Below are 17,509 nucleotides of genomic sequence, written 5' to 3' on the forward strand. Positions count from 1 at the left end.
AACTTACAGGGCTTTAAATATTTATAAAGGAACTAAAACTAGTTTACATCCCAGAATAATTTTGTTTGTTGTGAATCTCCACCAATGGCAGTAGATGCAGCAGTCCAATTATCCTCATTTAAGTTTTGTTCATCAATTGGATATGTATATCTGTAAGGTAATGGATTTCCTTGATCAACTGGAAGTTGAAAAGTTGGAGTGTCATATCTTCTCCATGCAGTAAATCCTTCAAACCCTCTGTTGTACATTGCTATCCATAATTGGTTACCAATTTTTTCTTTATCAGTACCAGGAGCAGTAGCCCAAGCTACATCTGGATTAGCCATATATGTAGCTAAATCGCTTGCACCCCAATTATCAAAAGATGCCATAATTCCATTGTTATAATGCTGTTCAGCTGTACCACCAACAGACCATCCTTCTAGAGCAGCTTCAGCTAAGTAAAAAGATACTTCAGCGAAATCTAGTAATGAAGCAGGGTTAGTTGCTTCATAGATTGGATCACCAAAATGAGTATGTGAAGCAAAACTAGCTACTGTACCAAAATTTCCACCAGTATAAACACCAGCACCTAAGTTATCGTCAAAATAAACTGCTCTCCTTGGATCATCAAGATTATTCATGAAATTAACAATAGTGTTTGCAGGAATATGATCAGAACGACCAGATTGAACTATATCAACCCAAACAGGGTTGGTGTTAGGTGTTGTACCTTCGTACTGTATAGTTGCATTATCAGCATTTGATGTAAATGCACCTCCACTGTATCCAGCTAAAATTGTTGATTGAGCTAACGAAGGGTTAACATCTACAAGGCGGTTACCTATACGAATTAATAAAGAGTTTGCAAATTTCACCCAACCAGCAGAGTTACCTCCGTATAATTGGTCCGATCCACTATAACCAGATCCGCTTAATCCAGAAATTGCAGCTGTTAAACGTGTAATTAAATCTGAATAAATTGTTGCAGCATCGTCATATTTTGGTAATGCAATATCTCCTAAAGCTTCACTGTAAGGAATATCTCCCCAAGTATCAACCATTTGTTGGAATGTATATACCATTAAAACTTCAGCTTGAGAAACTCTAGCACTTTGCTCAGACCCGCTTAAAGTAGCATCAGCCATAGCAACTTCTTTAGAAGTTTGTAAATCTAGTAATACATCTCTGTACATTTCAGACCAGTGGTAACCAGGAATTGTTCTAGTTACTAAATCAAAGTTTGGTTCTTCTGTATATGTAGTTGTTGTACTATATTGTGCAAAAAATCTAAAACTATTACGGTTTACATTAATTTGCGTCATTTGATCAATTAAACTCTTAGTAGCAGAATTAAATAAAAAGTCTGCAGCAACTTGAGTTGGATTCTTTGGATCTCTGTTTAAGTTTTCGTATTGCTCATCACTTTTACAAGATGTTAACACAATAACTACAGAGAGAACAGCTGTTAATAATATTTTTTTCATTTTCTCTTTTTTTAAAATTGTAATTTAATACTTGCTCCTATTTCTTTAACAGCAGGATATGATCCTGATTGATTTCCTTGGAAATTACCAGCACTCAAACCAGCCTCTGGATCAGCATATGGTACATGTTTTTCAATTATCCATAAGTTTCTTCCAATAAGAGATACCGAAGCAGAAGTAAATGGTAATTTATCTAAAATTTTAGAATCGAATTTATAAGATAAAGTAGCTTCACGTAATTTTACATATCCTGCATCATAAACGTGATTAGCTTGTGGTTGACGGTAACCCCAAAGACCAGCAGATGTTGCTGAAGCTCTAATGTTATTAGGCGATCCATCAGCCAAAACACCTTCGAAAAGAACACCACCACTATCAGCACCATAGTTTCCTGGAGTTCCAGTTACAGGATCTCTGTAAGGATTTCCTAACTCATTGTTACCAGCTGTAAAGTCATATAAACCAGTACCAAAACCGTAGTATGTATCTAATGAGAATATGTCTCCACCTTTTTGGATGTCAATTAAGAAACTTAAATTAAAGTTTTTGTATGTAAAGCTATTAAAAATACCAGCTTTCCAATCAGGGTTAATATCTCCAATATTATTGTTACTAGTTGCAGTTCTTAAATAGCGACCATTAGTACCTATAGTTTTTTGTCCATTAGTATAAACAAAATCACGTCCTCTAATAGTTCCATAAGGCTGACCAACTACAGCGTTTATTGTAAGACCAGTTTGGAAACTAGCTAACTCTAAAGTATTAATACCATCAGCTAAAGATAAAACTTCACTTTCGTTTTTATCCCAGTTTAAAGAAAGGTTCCATTCAAAATCTTCACTTTTTAATGGTGTTGCGTTAAGTTGTAACTCAATACCCTTGTTTTGAATTGTACCTGCATTTAAAAGTAATCTTGAATATCCAGTAGATCTAGTTACAGGAACTCGTGTAATTTGATCTTCATTTTTAGTATTAAAATATGTTACATCAAAACCAAGACGGTTATTTAAAAACTTCACTTCCATACCAACTTCCCAGTTTTTTTGAGTTTCTGGTTTTAAGTTTAAGTTGTTTTTATTAGTAGGATTTGATGCACTACCTGAGCCACCAAAAGGAGGGTTAATACCATAGGTGTTAAATACTCTAAATGGAACAGTACCATTACCAACTGTACCATAATTGGCTCTTAATTTACCAAATGATAACCAATCTGCTTCAATAAGTTTAGAGAATAATAAAGTACCAGTAACAGACCAATAATTGTATGCATTTTTAGCTCTAGGTAAGCTAGAGTTACGGTCTCTTCTAAAAGTTCCTTCTATAAAAGCTGTATTATCAAAACCAAGGCTAGCACGACCAAATACACCATCTACCATTCTTGATGCTTCATATTCTGTAGGAGCATTTATTGGACTTACACTATTTGCTAAAGTATAAACACTAGCTAAGTTTAAACCGCCATTAGTAAGAGCATAAATATTACTCCAATCTTTTCTACTTAAATTCATTCCCACGGTTCCTTCTAAATTTAACTTTTCAGTCAAATCTCTATTAAAGTTAAGGAATAAATCATAGTTGTATTCAGAAACAGCATTATTAAACCTTGTGTATAAAGGAACATTAGAACTACCAACGTTAGTTCTTTCTTCTTGTAATTCAGTATACGTATCATACGTAAATCTACCCATGGCATTTAACCAATCGTTGATTTCATAATTTAAAACTACATTACCAAAAAATCTTGAACGTGTATCTGTTTCAAAGTTTTCGTAAAAAGTCCAATATGGATTATCAGAATAAATAGGTGTTCTATTTGTATATGAATTAGGGTTCCAAGTAATGTTTTCACGAGTAGCAAAATAAGCCTCTTGTTGTTCTTTAACATCAACATTAACTTGCCACCACTGTCTAAATTGTTGCATTACGTTGTTTGCATCGTAACCAGTACCGTAACGACCTCTACCATCAGTTTTAGTAAAAGTAAAAGAAGTAGATACAGATAATTTTTCACTTAAGTCTTGACTACCGTTGAAATTAATACTATTTCTTTTAATTTCACTATTAGGTAAGTTACCTTCTTGTAACATGTTTGTAAAACCTAATCTAAAAGAGCCAGTTTCGCTACCACCATCAAGAGAAACAGAGTTAACTAAAGTGCTAGATGTTTCCCATATATAGTTAGGATCGTTTACACCAGCCAACCAAGGAGTTGGTTGTAAATAACCATCTAATTGAGGGTAAATACTATTCCATTGATAAACTAATAAGTTAGGATCGAACTCACCACCGTAAGATGCATCCTCTGTAAATGGAGTTGCTAAATCAACAGTTCCATCACCATCAACATCAATATCATCAAAATATCCAGTTGATCCGTAGAATGGACCATAACCAGCACCATATTTCTTTTGATAAACTGGTAATGTAGACTTGTCTACCTCACCAACAGTAATACTAGAGTTTATTGTAACTCCTAATCCTTTTTTTCTTGCTCCTTTTTTTGTTGTAATCATAATTACACCATTAGCAGCACGAGATCCGTATAAAGCCGATGCAGCTGCACCTTTTAATACGTTGATTGATTCAATGTCGTCAGGGTTAATATCTGATGCGGCATTACCGTAATCGTAACCTCCTCTACCACTAGTCTGAGATCTCTGCTCAGAAGCAATAGCTGTTACAATTTGGTTGTTAACGCCATTATCGATAGGAACACCATCAATAACAAATAAAGCTTGATTGTTTCCAGAAATAGAAGCATTACCTCTAATAATTACTTGGGTAGAACCACCCATAGTACCTGAAGGCTTAATTTGCAGACCAGCTACTTTACCAGATAATGAGTTTACAAAGTTTTGGCTTTTTACTGCTGATACAGCTTCACCTTTAACTTCTTGAGTGGCATAACCCAAACTCTTTTTATCTCTCTTAATACCTAATGCAGTTACAACAACTTCATCTAATACAGCTGCATCCTCTTCCATTGTGACATCAAGCGTATTAGAAGCTCCAACTGTTGCTTCTTGCGTTTTTAACCCTACATAACTAAATACAAGAACATCTCCTGCATTAGCATTGATAGAATACTTTCCATCAAAATCGGTTTGTGTACCGTTAGTAGTGTTTTTTACAATAATGTTAACTCCAGGGAGCGGCATACCAGAATTATCTGAAATCGTACCTGAAATTGTTTTTTCTTGCGCAAAAGAAAATTGCACAACAAACGCTAGTAATAGCGTTAGAATTCCACTAAACTTTGTTTTCATTTTATGATTTATTTGAATTAGTCAATGCCAAAAATCATAATAAAAAGTTAATAAAACAATAAATAATGGTTAAAATTTAGTTTTTAAGGCAAAAAATTATGAAAATCATAATTTAAACTCTTAAAAACCAGCTATTAAACTAAGATGTATTTTTGAGTTGGAAAACTTAAAAGGTTGATTCTCAGTTTTACCATTAGCATAATTAAACTTAAAAAGGCCAGCTTTAGTTAAAATGCCAAATCCGAAACCATAACCAAAAAGCTTTTCTTTCTTGTTTGCGATTTTATTTTCAAAGTATGCCAAATCTGTTATAGTGTGAATGTATATGGTGTTGTTAAGCTGATATCTGTATTCGGTATTTAAAACCCCAAAAAGAGATGCGAATAAGCTATTTTCTTCAAAGCCTCGAATAGAATTTATGCCTCCAAAACGGAAAAGCTCATTTTGAAAATATGAGTTTGAATTTAAATTAGAGCCATTCATTCTTAGGTAAAAACTATTTTTGTTATTTAGATTGAAAATTTTAAAAGCATTAATGCTATAGTAAGATTGTTTCTCATTTGAATTAGTTGTTTTTCTATTGCCAAAATTTGTTTCTAGTAAAACCCTCGATTTTATAGGGAAAAGTAAATTATTAGCTTGTAACTTTAAAAATTGATAGGAGACCGAAAAAAAGTTTGAGTCATAATCGGTTATGCCTTGTAAATTGTTTGTGGATAATAAATTGTTTGAAGTGGTAGAAGTAATACCACCATATACTTTATGTTTTGAGTTTATTTGATAATGTAATTTGGCAGATTGGTTTATTGTAGTAAAAGAGGAATCTTTTTTAAAGATTTGTAAACCTAAATCTAGACCTATTGGCGACCTAAACAAATAGGGTAGAGTTAAATCTGTTCTAAATGTTTTTTGATCGTTTTCATCACTCTTGTAAAGCAAGCTAAATGACTCACCAAAATTTAAATTGTTGGTTAAGTTTAAATTTAAATAACCGTCAAACTCTAATTTATTTGTGTCTTCATTAGTGCCAAAACCCAAAAAGCCATCAAATGAATTGCTTTTAGCTTTTTCCGTGTATATATATAAGGTTGTAGAATCTTTAGAAAAAAGAACCTCTGGAGGTTTTATTTGATTAGCAAACTTTAAGTTTCCTAATAGATTCGTTTTTTGTTTAATCTTGTTTAAATTAAAAGTTTGATTTTGTTTAATTTTCAAATAATGCTTCAGATATGACTTTGGGAATTTATCATAGCCTTTTATTATTATCCTATTTATAGCTCTTTTTTGTTTTTGAGAATCAATTATTAAATCAGCTTTTAAATTACCCTTGTCAATTTGAATATTTGATAATTTTAATTTTGAAAAAGGATTTCCCGTTTCTGAAGTTTTTGAGTTAATAAAATTCAAACTGTTTTCTAAAGTGCTAAATGGAAGAATAAAATAGTCGTCAAAAACGTCATCTGAAACTAATTTTATAATTGAGGTTTCAACAACCGAATTATTATAATATATATATATGCTGTTGTATTTTTTTTTAAGATGAAATTTTGCGGTAAAAAATGAATCGTTTTTTTTGATGATATCCTTTAAATCATTTTCAATGTAACCTGTCTTATAAAGTAGATTTTGAATAGAGTCTACTTCAGCCTTAATTGATGCGTAATTTTTGTGAGATTTTTGATAGCTTAATGAGTCTATTGCTTTGGTTTCAAACTTATTATTTCCTAAAACTCTTAAGTTTAAATTTTGAGAATATAGCTTAGGAGAAAAAAGTATATATATAATAAGGAGTAAAAAAGAAGTTTTTTGCACGGGTAAAGATTACTAAAATAATTTAATAAAATGGTTTTAGGCTTCAGTTTTCAAACTTCTAGCTTCTAACTTTTCGGTATAAATCTAACGGAAAATCTACGCTTATAATATAGGTAATGATATAATTTTTGAAAACTCTTAAAAATTAATGATTTAGGGTTTGAATTATTCATTTTAATTTCTACCTTTGCAGCCCTCTTAAAAGAGGATAATAAAATTTATATATAATATATATGCCAACAATTTCGCAATTAGTAAGAAAAGGAAGAGCCAAAATAACCAAGAAGAGTAAATCGGCTGCTTTAGATTCTTGTCCGCAAAGACGTGGTGTGTGTACTCGTGTTTACACAACGACTCCTAAAAAACCTAACTCAGCAATGCGTAAGGTAGCAAGGGTTCGTTTAACAAACGGAAACGAGGTTAATGCATACATCGGTGGAGAAGGGCATAATCTACAAGAGCACTCGATAGTATTGGTTAGAGGTGGAAGGGTAAAAGATTTACCAGGAGTTAGATATCACATTGTACGTGGTGCTTTAGACACAGCAGGTGTTTCAGGTAGAACGCAACGTAGATCTAAGTATGGTGCAAAACGCCCTAAAAAGTAATTAAAACTTTAAGAAGAAGACATGAGAAAAAGAGCAGCAAAAAAGAGACCGCTTTTACCGGATCCACGTTTTAACGACCAGTTAGTAACTCGTTTCGTTAACATGATGATGTGGGATGGTAAAAAGTCTGTAGCTTTTAAAGTATTCTATGATGCTATTGACATTGTGGAAGAAAAGAAAACTGACGAAGAAAAAACAGCTTTAGAAACCTGGAAAGATGCTTTATCAAACGTTATGCCTCACGTAGAAGTACGTAGTCGTAGAGTTGGTGGTGCAACATTTCAAATTCCTATGCAAATTCGTCCAGATCGTAAAGTTTCAACAGCTATGAAATGGCTTATTAGCTATTCACGTAAAAGAAACGAAAAATCTATGGCTAATCGTTTAGCAGCAGAAATATTAGCTGCAGCTAAAGAAGAAGGAGCAGCGGTTAAGAAAAGAGTAGATACTCACAAAATGGCTGAAGCAAACAAAGCATTCTCTCACTTTAGATTTTAATACGACATGGCAAGAGATTTAAAATTCACTAGAAATATAGGTATTGCTGCACATATTGATGCAGGAAAAACTACTACTACAGAACGTATTCTTTATTATACAGGTGTATCTCATAAAATTGGAGAAGTACATGATGGTGCGGCTACAATGGATTGGATGGAGCAAGAACAGGAAAGAGGTATTACAATTACTTCTGCTGCAACAACTTGTGAGTGGAAATTTCCAATTGAAAATGGAGAGCCAACACCAGAAACTAAAGGATATCATTTTAATATAATTGATACACCGGGTCACGTAGATTTTACAGTTGAGGTAAATCGTTCATTACGTGTACTTGATGGTTTAGTGTTTTTATTTAGTGCGGTTGATGGTGTTGAGCCACAATCTGAAACTAACTGGAGGCTAGCCGATAACTATAAAGTTCCTAGAATTGGTTTCGTTAATAAAATGGACCGTCAAGGATCTGACTTTTTAGGTGTATGTCAACAAGTAAAAGATATGTTAAAGTCTAACGCGGTGCCAATCGTTTTAAATATTGGTGACGAAGAAGATTTTAAAGGAATTATCGATTTAGTAAAAAACCGTGCTATTGTATGGCATGATGAAACTCAAGGAGCAACCTTTGATGTTGTTGAAATTCCAGAAGAGTTAAAAGAAGAAGCTCGTAAATACCGAGCACTACTTATTGAAGAAGTTGCTGGTTATGATGAGAATCTTTTAGAAAAATTCATGGAAGATGAAGATTCTATTACAGAAGAAGAGGTGCATGCTGCACTTAGAGCTGCTGTAATGGATATGGCTATCATTCCAATGATTTGTGGTTCTGCATTTAAAAATAAAGGGGTACAATTCTTATTAGATGCTGTATGTCGTTACTTGCCTTCTCCAACTGATAAAGAAGGTATTGTAGGTACAGATCCAGATTCAGGAGAAGAAATTTTACGTAAGCCAGATGTAAAGGAGCCATTTGCAGCTTTAGCATTTAAAATTGCTACAGATCCTTTTGTAGGTCGTTTAGCATTCTTTAGAGCATATTCAGGTCGTTTAGATGCAGGTTCTTATGTTTTAAATAACCGTTCTGGTAAAAAAGAACGTATTTCAAGAATTTATCAAATGCATGCTAACAAGCAAAACGCAATTGATTTTATTGAAGCTGGAGATATCGGAGCTGCTGTTGGATTTAAATCTATCAAAACAGGGGATACACTTTCATCTGAAAAGCATCCAATAGTTTTGGAATCTATGGACTTTCCAGATCCAGTAATTGGTATTGCCGTTGAGCCAAAAACTAAAGCTGACGTTGATAAATTGGGTATGGGCTTAGCTAAATTAGCTGAAGAAGATCCTACATTTACAGTACGTTCAGATGAAGCTTCTGGACAAACTATTATATCTGGAATGGGTGAGCTTCACTTAGATGTAATTGTTGATCGCTTAAAACGTGAGTTTAAAGTTGAAGTAAATCAAGGTCAACCACAAGTTGAATATAAAGAAGCAATTACTCAATCTGCTGATCATAGAGAAGTTTATAAAAAACAATCTGGTGGTCGTGGTAAGTTTGCTGATATCGTATTTACTGTTGAGCCAGCAGATGAAGGAGCAGTAGGACTTCAATTTGAATCTATAATTAAAGGTGGTAATGTTCCTAAAGAATTTATTCCTTCAATTGAAAAAGGATTTAAAATGGCAATGGTAAATGGTCCATTAGCAGGTTACGAAATCGATGCTATGAAAGTTACATTAAAAGATGGATCTTACCACGATGTGGATTCGGATCAATTATCTTTCGAATTAGCAGCTAAATTAGGATTTAAAGCTTGTGCAAAAGCAGCAAAAGCTGTAATAATGGAGCCTATTATGAAGTTAGAAGTTATTACTCCTGAAGAAAACATGGGTGATATTGTAGGTGACTTAAATAGAAGAAGAGGACAAGTAAGTGATATGGGTGATAGAGCTGGAGCAAAAACTGTAAAAGCAACTGTGCCATTATCAGAAATGTTTGGATATGTTACTACATTAAGAACATTGTCTTCAGGTAGAGCAACATCAACAATGGAATTTTCACACTATGCTGAAACTCCTTCAAATATATCTGAAGAAGTAATTAAAGCAGCTAAAGGGGAGCAATCTTAAAAGTTAAGAAAATGAGTCAAAAAATCAGAATAAAATTAAAGTCTTACGATCATAACTTAGTAGATAAGTCTGCTGATAAGATTGTAAAAACAGTAAAAAGTACTGGTGCAGTTGTGACGGGACCAATCCCTTTACCAACTCACAAGAAAATTTTCACTGTATTACGTTCTCCACACGTAAACAAGAAATCAAGAGAACAATTTCAATTAAGCTCTTATAAGAGATTACTAGATATTTACTCTTCGTCATCAAAAACAATTGATGCGTTAATGAAACTTGAATTGCCAAGTGGTGTTGAAGTAGAAATCAAAGTTTAGTAATAAGCTTACATGTCCTAAGCTGCGAGCGAGGGAAAAACGGTAAAAATACAATTCAAGGCTGAAACGTATTTTCAGCCTTGAATTTTAATAACTAATAGTAATAAATTAAATTAATAAATATGTCTGGGTTAATTGGAAAAAAAATCGGTATGACCAGCATCTTTGATGAAAACGGGAAGAATGTTCCTTGTACTGTAATCGAAGCTGGACCATGTATCGTTACCCAAGTCAGAACCGAAGAGGTTGACGGCTACGAAGCTGTACAACTTGGTTTCGATGACGCGACAGAAAAAAGCGCTACAAAAGCAGACTTAGGTCATGCTAAAAAAGCGGGTACTTCTGTAAAACGCAAAGTTGTTGAATTCAAAGGTTTTGATGAGGAGTACAAATTAGGAGATGCAATCACTGTAGAGCATTTTAACGAAGGAGAATTCGTTGATGTAGCAGGAACATCTAAAGGTAAAGGATTTCAAGGTGTTGTAAAACGTCATGGTTTCGGTGGTGTAGGTCAAGCTACTCACGGTCAACATAACCGTTTAAGAGCACCAGGATCTATTGGAGCTGCATCTTATCCTGCTCGTGTTTTTAAAGGCATGAAAATGGCAGGAAGAATGGGTGGTGAAAAAGTGAAAGTTCAAAATTTAAGAGTTTTAAAAGTAGTTGCTGAAAAGAATTTACTTGTTGTTAAAGGGTGCGTACCTGGACACAAAAACGCTTATGTAATTATTAGAAAATAATGAAAGTAGCAGTTTTAGATATAAACGGAAAAGACACAGGTAGAAAGGCAGACCTTTCTAAAGATGTGTTTGCTATTGAGCCTAATAATCACGCTGTATATTTGGATGTTAAACAATATTTAGCAAACCAACGTCAAGGAACTCATAAATCGAAAGAAAGAGCTGAGATTTCTGGAAGTACACGTAAGATTAAAAAGCAAAAAGGAACTGGTACGGCAAGAGCAGGTAGTATTAAGTCTGGTGTATTTAAAGGAGGTGGACGTATGTTTGGTCCAAGACCTAGAAATTACAGCTTCAAACTTAATAAAAACTTAAAGCGTTTAGCGCGTAAATCTGCCTTAAGTATCAAAGCTGGAGAGAAGTCAATTACTGTTTTAGAAGACTTTAATTTTGACGCTCCAAAAACTAAAAATTTTACAGCAGTTTTAAAGGCTTTAGAGCTTGAAAACAAAAAATCTCTGTTTGTGTTGGGTGGGTCAAATAATAACGTATATTTGTCATCGCGCAATTTAAAAGACTCTGAAGTTATAATGGCTTCAGAATTAAGCACTTACAAGATTTTAAATGCAAATCAAGTTGTGCTTTTAGAAGGTGCTTTAGAAGGAATTGAAACAAACTTAAGTAAATAAGAAACAGATGAGTATCTTAATTAAACCTATAATCACAGAAAAAGCGACTGCAGATAGCGAGTTAAGAAACTGCTATACTTTCGCGGTGAATACAAAGGCGAACAAGGTAGAAATCAAAAAAGCGGTGGAAGCTGCTTATGGCGTTTCTGTTGAAAAAGTTCGTACTATAAATGTCCGTCCAGATAGAAGTACTAAGTTTACAAAAACTGGTATTCAACATGGTAAAACAAATGCTGTTAAAAAAGCAATTGTACAACTGGCGGAAGGTGAAATGATTGATTTATACAGTAACATGTAATTAAAGACTAATGTCAGTAAGAAAATTAAAACCAATCACACCAGGACAGCGTTTTAGAGTAGTAAACGGTTACGATGCCATTACTACTGATAAGCCGGAAAAGAGTTTACTTGTTCCGAATAAAAGGTCTGGTGGTAGAAACAATCGAGGAAAAATGACCATGCGCTATATTGGTGGAGGTCATAAGAAAAAGTATCGTATTATCGATTTTAAAAGAGACAAAGCAGGAGTTCCTGGTGAAGTAGCTTCAATTCAATACGATCCAAACAGAACAGCTTTTATCGCATTATTGAATTATCAAGATGGTGAAAAAAGATATATTATTGCTCAAAATGGACTTCAGGTTGGGCAAAATGTAGTATCTGGTAAAGAAGGTGTAGCTCCAGAAATTGGAAATGCAATGCCGCTTAGTGAAATTCCATTAGGAACTATTATTTCTTGTTTAGAGTTGCGTCCAGGGCAAGGAGCTGTTATGGCTCGTAGTGCTGGTGCATTTGCTCAGTTAATGGCAAGAGATGGTAAATTTGCTACGGTTAAATTACCTTCAGGAGAAACAAGATTAGTGCTTGCAAATTGTATGGCTACAATAGGTGTTGTTTCTAACTCAGACCATCAATTATTAGTTGGTGGTAAAGCAGGTAGAACAAGATGGTTAGGAAGAAGACCACGTACTAGACCGGTAGTTATGAATCCAGTTGATCACCCAATGGGTGGTGGTGAAGGTAAATCTTCAGGTGGACACCCACGTTCTAGAAACGGTATTCCTGCTAAAGGTTACAGAACCCGTTCTAAGACAAAAGCAAGTAATAAATATATTGTAGAACGTAGAAAGAAATAAGACATGGCAAGATCATTAAAAAAAGGACCTTACGTTCATTATAAATTAGAAAGAAAAGTAGCTGCAAATGTTGAAGCTAACAAAAAGACTGTAATTAAAACTTGGTCTAGAGCAAGTATGATTACACCTGATTTTGTTGGACAAACTATAGCAGTGCACAATGGCCGTCAATTTGTTCCAGTATATGTTACTGAAAACATGGTAGGTCATAAATTAGGAGAATTTTCACCAACACGTTCATTCCGTGGACATGCAGGTGCTAAAAATAAAGGTAAAAAGTAGTAAGCTATGGGAAGTCGTAAAAAACAAATGGCAGACGCTATTAAGGAAGCAAAAAAGCATGTTGCTTTTGCAAAACTTAATAACTGTCCTACGTCACCAAGAAAAATGCGCTTAGTAGCCGATTTAGTAAGAGGTGAAAAGGTAGAAAATGCACTTAATATCTTGAAATTCAACAATAAAGAAGCTTCTGGTCGATTAGAAAAGCTGTTATTATCAGCTATTGCTAACTGGCAATCAAAAAATGAAGACGCTGATGTTGAATCTGCAGAATTATTTGTAAAAGAGATTAGAGTTGATGGTGGATCTATGTTAAAAAGATTACGTCCAGCACCTCAAGGTCGTGCACACAGAATTAGAAAACGTTCTAACCATGTTACATTAGTGGTTGGAGCTAACAATAACACACAAGCTTAATAAGAGTATGGGACAAAAAACAAATCCAATCGGAAATCGCTTAGGAATTATCAGAGGATGGGAATCTAACTGGTACGGAGGAAACGATTATGGTGATAAACTTGCCGAAGACGATAAGATTAGAAAATACGTTCACGCGCGTTTATCTAAAGCTAGTGTAAGTAGAGTAATTATTGAGAGAACTTTAAAACTTGTAACCGTTACTATCACTACTGCAAGACCTGGTATTATTATCGGTAAAGGCGGACAAGAGGTAGACAAGTTAAAAGAAGAGCTTAAAAAGATTACTGGTAAAGAAGTTCAGATTAACATCTTTGAAATTAAGAGACCTGAACTAGATTCATTTTTAGTAGCATCAAGTATTGCTCGTCAAATTGAAAATAGAATTTCATACAGACGTGCAATAAAAATGGCTATCGCTGCTACAATGAGAATGAATGCTGAAGGAATTAAAATCCAGATTTCTGGTCGTTTAAACGGAGCTGAAATGGCACGTTCTGAACACTATAAAGAAGGACGTATTCCTTTATCAACCTTTAGAGCCGATATTGATTATGCTTTAGTTGAGGCACACACTACTTATGGTAGATTGGGTGTTAAAGTATGGATCATGAAAGGTGAAGTATATGGTAAAAGAGAACTTTCTCCGCTTGTTGGTTTATCTAAGAAGCAAGGAAAAGGTGGAGCCGGAGGACGTGGTGGAAATAAAGGACCTCGTCGTAGAAAGTAATTTTTTATAAAGTAAAGAAAAATGTTACAGCCTAAAAGAACAAAATTTCGTAAACAACAAAAAGGACGTATGAAAGGTATCTCTGGAAGAGGTCATCAACTTTCAAGCGGAACTTTTGGAATAAAATCATTAGACTCGAATTTTTTAACATCGCGTCAAATTGAAGCAGCTCGTATAGCCGCTACACGTTACATGAAAAGAGAAGGACAACTTTGGATTAAAATATTTCCAGACAAGCCTATTACAAAAAAGCCTCTTGAAGTACGTATGGGTAAAGGTAAAGGTGCTGTTGAATATTGGGTAGCTGTTGTTAAGCCAGGAAGAGTTTTATTTGAAATTGGTGGTGTGCCATTAGACGTTGCTAAAGAAGCATTGCGTTTAGCAGCACAGAAGCTACCAGTTAAAACTAAGTTTTTAATCGCTAGAGATTACGAAGCATAATTTATTTGATATTATGAAACAATCAGAAATTAAAGAATTATCTGTAGCTGAGTTACAAGAGAAACTTGGTGAAACAAAAAAGAGTTATTCAGACCTAAAATTAGCGCATGCAATATCTCCTTTAGAAAATCCAATTCAACTACGTTCAATAAGACGTACTGTAGCTAGAATTGCGACTGAATTAACTAAAAGAGAATTACAATAATTCTGCTGAAAGATGGAAACAAGAAATTTAAGAAAAGAACGTATAGGAGTTGTTACTAGTAATAAAATGCAGAAATCAATTGTGGTTTCTGAAGTTAAAAAAGTAAAACATCCTATGTATGGAAAATTCGTTTTAAAAACGAAAAAGTACGTAGCACACGACGAACAAAACGATTGCAACGAAGGTGATACTGTAAGAATCATGGAAACAAGACCTTTAAGTAAATCTAAATGTTGGAGATTAGTTGAAATTTTAGAAAGAGCTAAATAATTATGTTACAACAAGAATCAAGAATAAAAGTAGCAGACAATACTGGAGCAAAAGAAGTCTTAGTTATCCGTGTTTTAGGGGGAACTAAAAGAAGATATGCTTCTGTAGGAGATAAGATAGTTGTTTCTGTTAAAGATGCAACTCCTAATGGAAACATTAAGAAGAAGGCAGTTTCTACAGCAGTAGTTGTTCGTACTAAGAAAGAAGTAAGAAGACCAGACGGATCTTATATAAGGTTTGACGATAACGCTTGTGTTTTATTAAACCCAACGGGTGAAATGAGAGGAACACGTGTTTTTGGTCCTGTTGCTAGAGAACTTCGTGATAAACAATTCATGAAAATTGTATCATTAGCACCAGAAGTGCTTTAATACAGAATAATTAAGATGGGAAAGCTTAAAATAAAAACTGGAGATACTGTAAAAGTAATTGCTGGAGATCATAAAGGATCAGAAGGGAAAGTACAAAAAGTATTTATAGCAAAGAACAAAGCGATTATTGAAGGAGTAAACATGGTTAAGAAACATACTAAACCAAGTGCACAAAACCCTCAAGGCGGAATCGTAGAAAAAGAAGCAGCTATTCATATATCTAACTTATCATTGTTAACTTCAAAAGGAGAAACTACAAGAGTTGGTTATAGATTAGAAGGCGATAAAAAAGTAAGATTTTCATTAAAATCTAATGAAGTAATATAGTTATGGCATATTCACCAAGACTTAAAGAAGAGTATAAAAGCAGAGTAATTGCGGCTCTTACAGACGAATTTGGATATAAGAATGTAATGCAAGTTCCTAAACTTACTAAGATAGTTATATCTAAAGGTGTAGGTGCAGCGGTTGCAGACAAAAAGTTAATTGACTACGCTGTAGAAGAATTAACAACTATATCTGGACAAAAAGCTATTTCAACATTATCTAAAAAAGATGTTGCATCCTTCAAATTACGTAAAGGTATGCCAATTGGCGCTAAAGTTACTTTACGTGGTGAGCGCATGTACGAGTTTTTAGATCGTTTAGTTACTTCAGCACTTCCACGTGTTAGAGACTTTAACGGAATTAAAGCTACAGGATTTGATGGACGTGGTAACTACAATTTAGGAGTTACTGAACAAATTATATTCCCAGAAATTAACATTGATAAAGTGAATAAAATTTCTGGTATGGATATTACATTTGTAACGACTGCAGATACTGATAAAGAAGCAAAATCATTATTAACTGAACTAGGGTTACCTTTTAAAAAGAACTAAGTTATGGCTAAAGAATCAATGAAAGCCCGTGAGGTAAAAAGAGCAAAAACAGTAGCTAAATATGCTGAAAAACGTAAAGCTTTAAAAGAAGCTGGAGATTATGAAGCATTACAAAAGTTGCCAAAAAATGCTTCTCCAATTCGTATGCATAATAGATGTAAATTAACTGGAAGACCTAAAGGTTATATGAGAACATTTGGAATATCTCGTGTAACATTCAGAGAAATGGCAAACCAAGGTTTAATACCTGGTGTTAAAAAAGCAAGTTGGTAATATTATTTAAATAATCAGGTTTAAGGTTCAAAATAGTTTGAAAACCAAAACCACAAAATCAATTCATTATGTACTCAGATCCAATAGCGGATTATTTGACAAGAATTAGAAATGCAGTGCGTGCTAACCACAGAGTGGTTGAGATTCCTGCTTCTAATTTGAAAAAAGACATAACTAAAATCTTATTCGAACAAGGATATATTTTAAGTTATAAATTTGATGATTCAACTGTACAAGGAACAATTAAAATTGCTCTTAAGTATAATAAAGAAACAAAAGAACCAGTAATTAAGAAACTTCAACGCATTAGTACACCAGGTTTACGTAAGTATGCAGGGTCTAACGAGTTACCACGTATTTTAAACGGACTTGGTATTGCTATTATCTCCACTTCTCACGGAGTGATGACAGGCAAGCAAGCTAAAAGAGATAATGTTGGTGGCGAAGTTTTATGTTACGTTTACTAATTTTAATACCAGAAAGAAATGTCAAGAATAGGAAATAATCCAGTAGCCATTCCAGAAGGTGTAACAGTTGACGTTAAAGAAAACGTAGTAACTGTAAAAGGAAAATTAGGAGAATTAACACAGAATTTCGATGCTGTTGAAATTAAAGTTGAAGACGGAAATATTTTAGTTACACGTTCTTCTGATTCTAAAGAGCAAAAAGCAAAACACGGTTTATACAGATCGTTAATGAATAATATGATTGCTGGTGTATCTAAAGGATGGACTAAAGAATTAGAATTGGTAGGTGTTGGTTATAGAGCATCAAACCAAGGACAAAAATTAGATTTAGCTTTAGGTTTTTCTCATAATATTGTATTGAACTTAGCTCCAGAAGTTAAAGTAGAAACAATAAGTGAAAAAGGTAAAAACCCAATTATTAAACTTACTTCTCATGATAAACAACTTGTAGGACAAGTTGCTGCAAAGATTCGTGGTTTTAGAAAACCAGAACCTTACAAAGGAAAAGGAATTAAGTTTGTTGGCGAAGAATTAAGAAGAAAAGCAGGTAAATCAGCTTAATAATTAAGT

The 17,509-nt window shown here is 33.9% G+C and carries 23 protein-coding genes; 20 read left to right on the plus strand and 3 right to left on the minus strand.

What is annotated here, in order from left to right; all coding sequences use genetic code 11:
* Window positions 1–38: 38 nt before the first annotated feature.
* From M3P09_RS11320 to M3P09_RS11330, 3 genes are all read right to left on the minus strand, one after another.
* Window positions 39–1,466: a SusD/RagB family nutrient-binding outer membrane lipoprotein gene (locus tag M3P09_RS11320; RefSeq protein ID WP_249973213.1), complete on the minus strand. Its 1,428-nt coding sequence runs from the start codon at window positions 1,464–1,466 to the stop codon at window positions 39–41.
* 11 nt (window positions 1,467–1,477) lie between these two features.
* Window positions 1,478–4,732, minus strand: a complete 3,255-nt coding sequence (locus M3P09_RS11325) for a SusC/RagA family TonB-linked outer membrane protein (protein ID WP_099563518.1) — start codon at window positions 4,730–4,732, stop codon at window positions 1,478–1,480.
* Between the two features lie 120 nt (window positions 4,733–4,852).
* Window positions 4,853–6,544 carry a POTRA domain-containing protein gene (locus tag M3P09_RS11330; protein WP_249973214.1) on the minus strand — a complete coding sequence of 564 codons (1,692 nt, stop codon included), beginning with the start codon at window positions 6,542–6,544 and terminating at the stop codon, window positions 4,853–4,855.
* A gap of 233 nt (window positions 6,545–6,777) precedes the next feature.
* Between M3P09_RS11330 and rpsL the strand changes: the two genes are divergently transcribed.
* From rpsL to rplF, 20 genes are all read left to right on the plus strand, one after another.
* The gene (gene rpsL / locus M3P09_RS11335; protein WP_019386263.1) at window positions 6,778–7,152 is read left to right on the plus strand and encodes a 30S ribosomal protein S12; all 375 of its coding nucleotides are present in this window, start codon (window positions 6,778–6,780) and stop codon (window positions 7,150–7,152) included.
* Between the two features lie 21 nt (window positions 7,153–7,173).
* Window positions 7,174–7,650 (plus strand): 30S ribosomal protein S7, encoded by a 477-nt coding sequence (gene rpsG / locus M3P09_RS11340; protein ID WP_099563520.1) that lies wholly within the window; start codon window positions 7,174–7,176, stop codon window positions 7,648–7,650.
* Between the two features lie 6 nt (window positions 7,651–7,656).
* Window positions 7,657–9,783 carry an elongation factor G gene (gene fusA, locus M3P09_RS11345; protein ID WP_099563521.1) on the plus strand — a complete coding sequence of 709 codons (2,127 nt, stop codon included), beginning with the start codon at window positions 7,657–7,659 and terminating at the stop codon, window positions 9,781–9,783.
* A gap of 11 nt (window positions 9,784–9,794) precedes the next feature.
* Complete coding sequence (gene rpsJ, locus M3P09_RS11350) at window positions 9,795–10,100, plus strand: 30S ribosomal protein S10 (protein ID WP_007650482.1); 306 nt, start codon at window positions 9,795–9,797, stop codon at window positions 10,098–10,100.
* A 122-nt stretch (window positions 10,101–10,222) separates the two neighbouring features.
* Window positions 10,223–10,840 carry a 50S ribosomal protein L3 gene (gene rplC, locus M3P09_RS11355; RefSeq protein ID WP_249973215.1) on the plus strand — a complete coding sequence of 206 codons (618 nt, stop codon included), beginning with the start codon at window positions 10,223–10,225 and terminating at the stop codon, window positions 10,838–10,840.
* Complete coding sequence (rplD, locus tag M3P09_RS11360; protein WP_249973216.1) at window positions 10,840–11,469, plus strand: 50S ribosomal protein L4; 630 nt, start codon at window positions 10,840–10,842, stop codon at window positions 11,467–11,469. Before rplC ends, rplD begins: the two co-directional genes overlap by 1 nt.
* 7 nt (window positions 11,470–11,476) lie before the next feature.
* Window positions 11,477–11,767, plus strand: a complete 291-nt coding sequence (rplW, locus tag M3P09_RS11365) for a 50S ribosomal protein L23 (RefSeq protein WP_019386269.1) — start codon at window positions 11,477–11,479, stop codon at window positions 11,765–11,767.
* A gap of 10 nt (window positions 11,768–11,777) precedes the next feature.
* Window positions 11,778–12,605 (plus strand): 50S ribosomal protein L2, encoded by an 828-nt coding sequence (rplB, locus tag M3P09_RS11370; RefSeq protein WP_099563524.1) that lies wholly within the window; start codon window positions 11,778–11,780, stop codon window positions 12,603–12,605.
* A 3-nt stretch (window positions 12,606–12,608) separates the two neighbouring features.
* The gene (gene rpsS / locus M3P09_RS11375) at window positions 12,609–12,887 is read left to right on the plus strand and encodes a 30S ribosomal protein S19 (protein WP_013869040.1); all 279 of its coding nucleotides are present in this window, start codon (window positions 12,609–12,611) and stop codon (window positions 12,885–12,887) included.
* A gap of 6 nt (window positions 12,888–12,893) precedes the next feature.
* Window positions 12,894–13,301 (plus strand): 50S ribosomal protein L22, encoded by a 408-nt coding sequence (gene rplV / locus M3P09_RS11380; RefSeq protein WP_099563525.1) that lies wholly within the window; start codon window positions 12,894–12,896, stop codon window positions 13,299–13,301.
* 7 nt (window positions 13,302–13,308) lie between these two features.
* Window positions 13,309–14,031, plus strand: coding sequence for a 30S ribosomal protein S3 (gene rpsC, locus M3P09_RS11385; protein WP_099563526.1), 723 nt, complete (start codon window positions 13,309–13,311; stop codon window positions 14,029–14,031).
* A 21-nt stretch (window positions 14,032–14,052) separates the two neighbouring features.
* The gene (rplP, locus tag M3P09_RS11390) at window positions 14,053–14,472 is read left to right on the plus strand and encodes a 50S ribosomal protein L16 (protein WP_099563527.1); all 420 of its coding nucleotides are present in this window, start codon (window positions 14,053–14,055) and stop codon (window positions 14,470–14,472) included.
* A 13-nt stretch (window positions 14,473–14,485) separates the two neighbouring features.
* Entirely contained in the window at window positions 14,486–14,677 is a 192-nt protein-coding gene (gene rpmC, locus M3P09_RS11395) for a 50S ribosomal protein L29 (protein WP_034043309.1), read from the plus strand.
* Window positions 14,678–14,689: 12 nt separating this feature from the next.
* On the plus strand, window positions 14,690–14,947 hold the full coding sequence (rpsQ, locus tag M3P09_RS11400) for a 30S ribosomal protein S17 (RefSeq protein ID WP_099563528.1): 258 nt from the start codon (window positions 14,690–14,692) through the stop codon (window positions 14,945–14,947).
* A gap of 2 nt (window positions 14,948–14,949) precedes the next feature.
* On the plus strand, window positions 14,950–15,318 hold the full coding sequence (gene rplN / locus M3P09_RS11405) for a 50S ribosomal protein L14 (protein WP_069831953.1): 369 nt from the start codon (window positions 14,950–14,952) through the stop codon (window positions 15,316–15,318).
* A gap of 15 nt (window positions 15,319–15,333) precedes the next feature.
* Window positions 15,334–15,645 (plus strand): 50S ribosomal protein L24, encoded by a 312-nt coding sequence (gene rplX, locus M3P09_RS11410; RefSeq protein ID WP_099563529.1) that lies wholly within the window; start codon window positions 15,334–15,336, stop codon window positions 15,643–15,645.
* Window positions 15,646–15,647: 2 nt separating this feature from the next.
* On the plus strand, window positions 15,648–16,199 hold the full coding sequence (rplE, locus tag M3P09_RS11415; RefSeq protein WP_099563530.1) for a 50S ribosomal protein L5: 552 nt from the start codon (window positions 15,648–15,650) through the stop codon (window positions 16,197–16,199).
* Between the two features lie 3 nt (window positions 16,200–16,202).
* A complete protein-coding gene (gene rpsN, locus M3P09_RS11420; RefSeq protein WP_099563531.1) occupies window positions 16,203–16,472 on the plus strand; it encodes a 30S ribosomal protein S14 in 270 nt (89 codons plus the stop codon).
* A 68-nt stretch (window positions 16,473–16,540) separates the two neighbouring features.
* Window positions 16,541–16,939: a 30S ribosomal protein S8 gene (gene rpsH / locus M3P09_RS11425; RefSeq protein WP_099563532.1), complete on the plus strand. Its 399-nt coding sequence runs from the start codon at window positions 16,541–16,543 to the stop codon at window positions 16,937–16,939.
* Window positions 16,940–16,957: 18 nt separating this feature from the next.
* The gene (gene rplF / locus M3P09_RS11430; RefSeq protein WP_249973217.1) at window positions 16,958–17,500 is read left to right on the plus strand and encodes a 50S ribosomal protein L6; all 543 of its coding nucleotides are present in this window, start codon (window positions 16,958–16,960) and stop codon (window positions 17,498–17,500) included.
* Window positions 17,501–17,509: the final 9 nt, after the last annotated feature.

The organism is Jejuia spongiicola (assembly GCF_023502325.1).
Taxonomy (GTDB): domain Bacteria; phylum Bacteroidota; class Bacteroidia; order Flavobacteriales; family Flavobacteriaceae; genus Wocania_A; species Wocania_A spongiicola.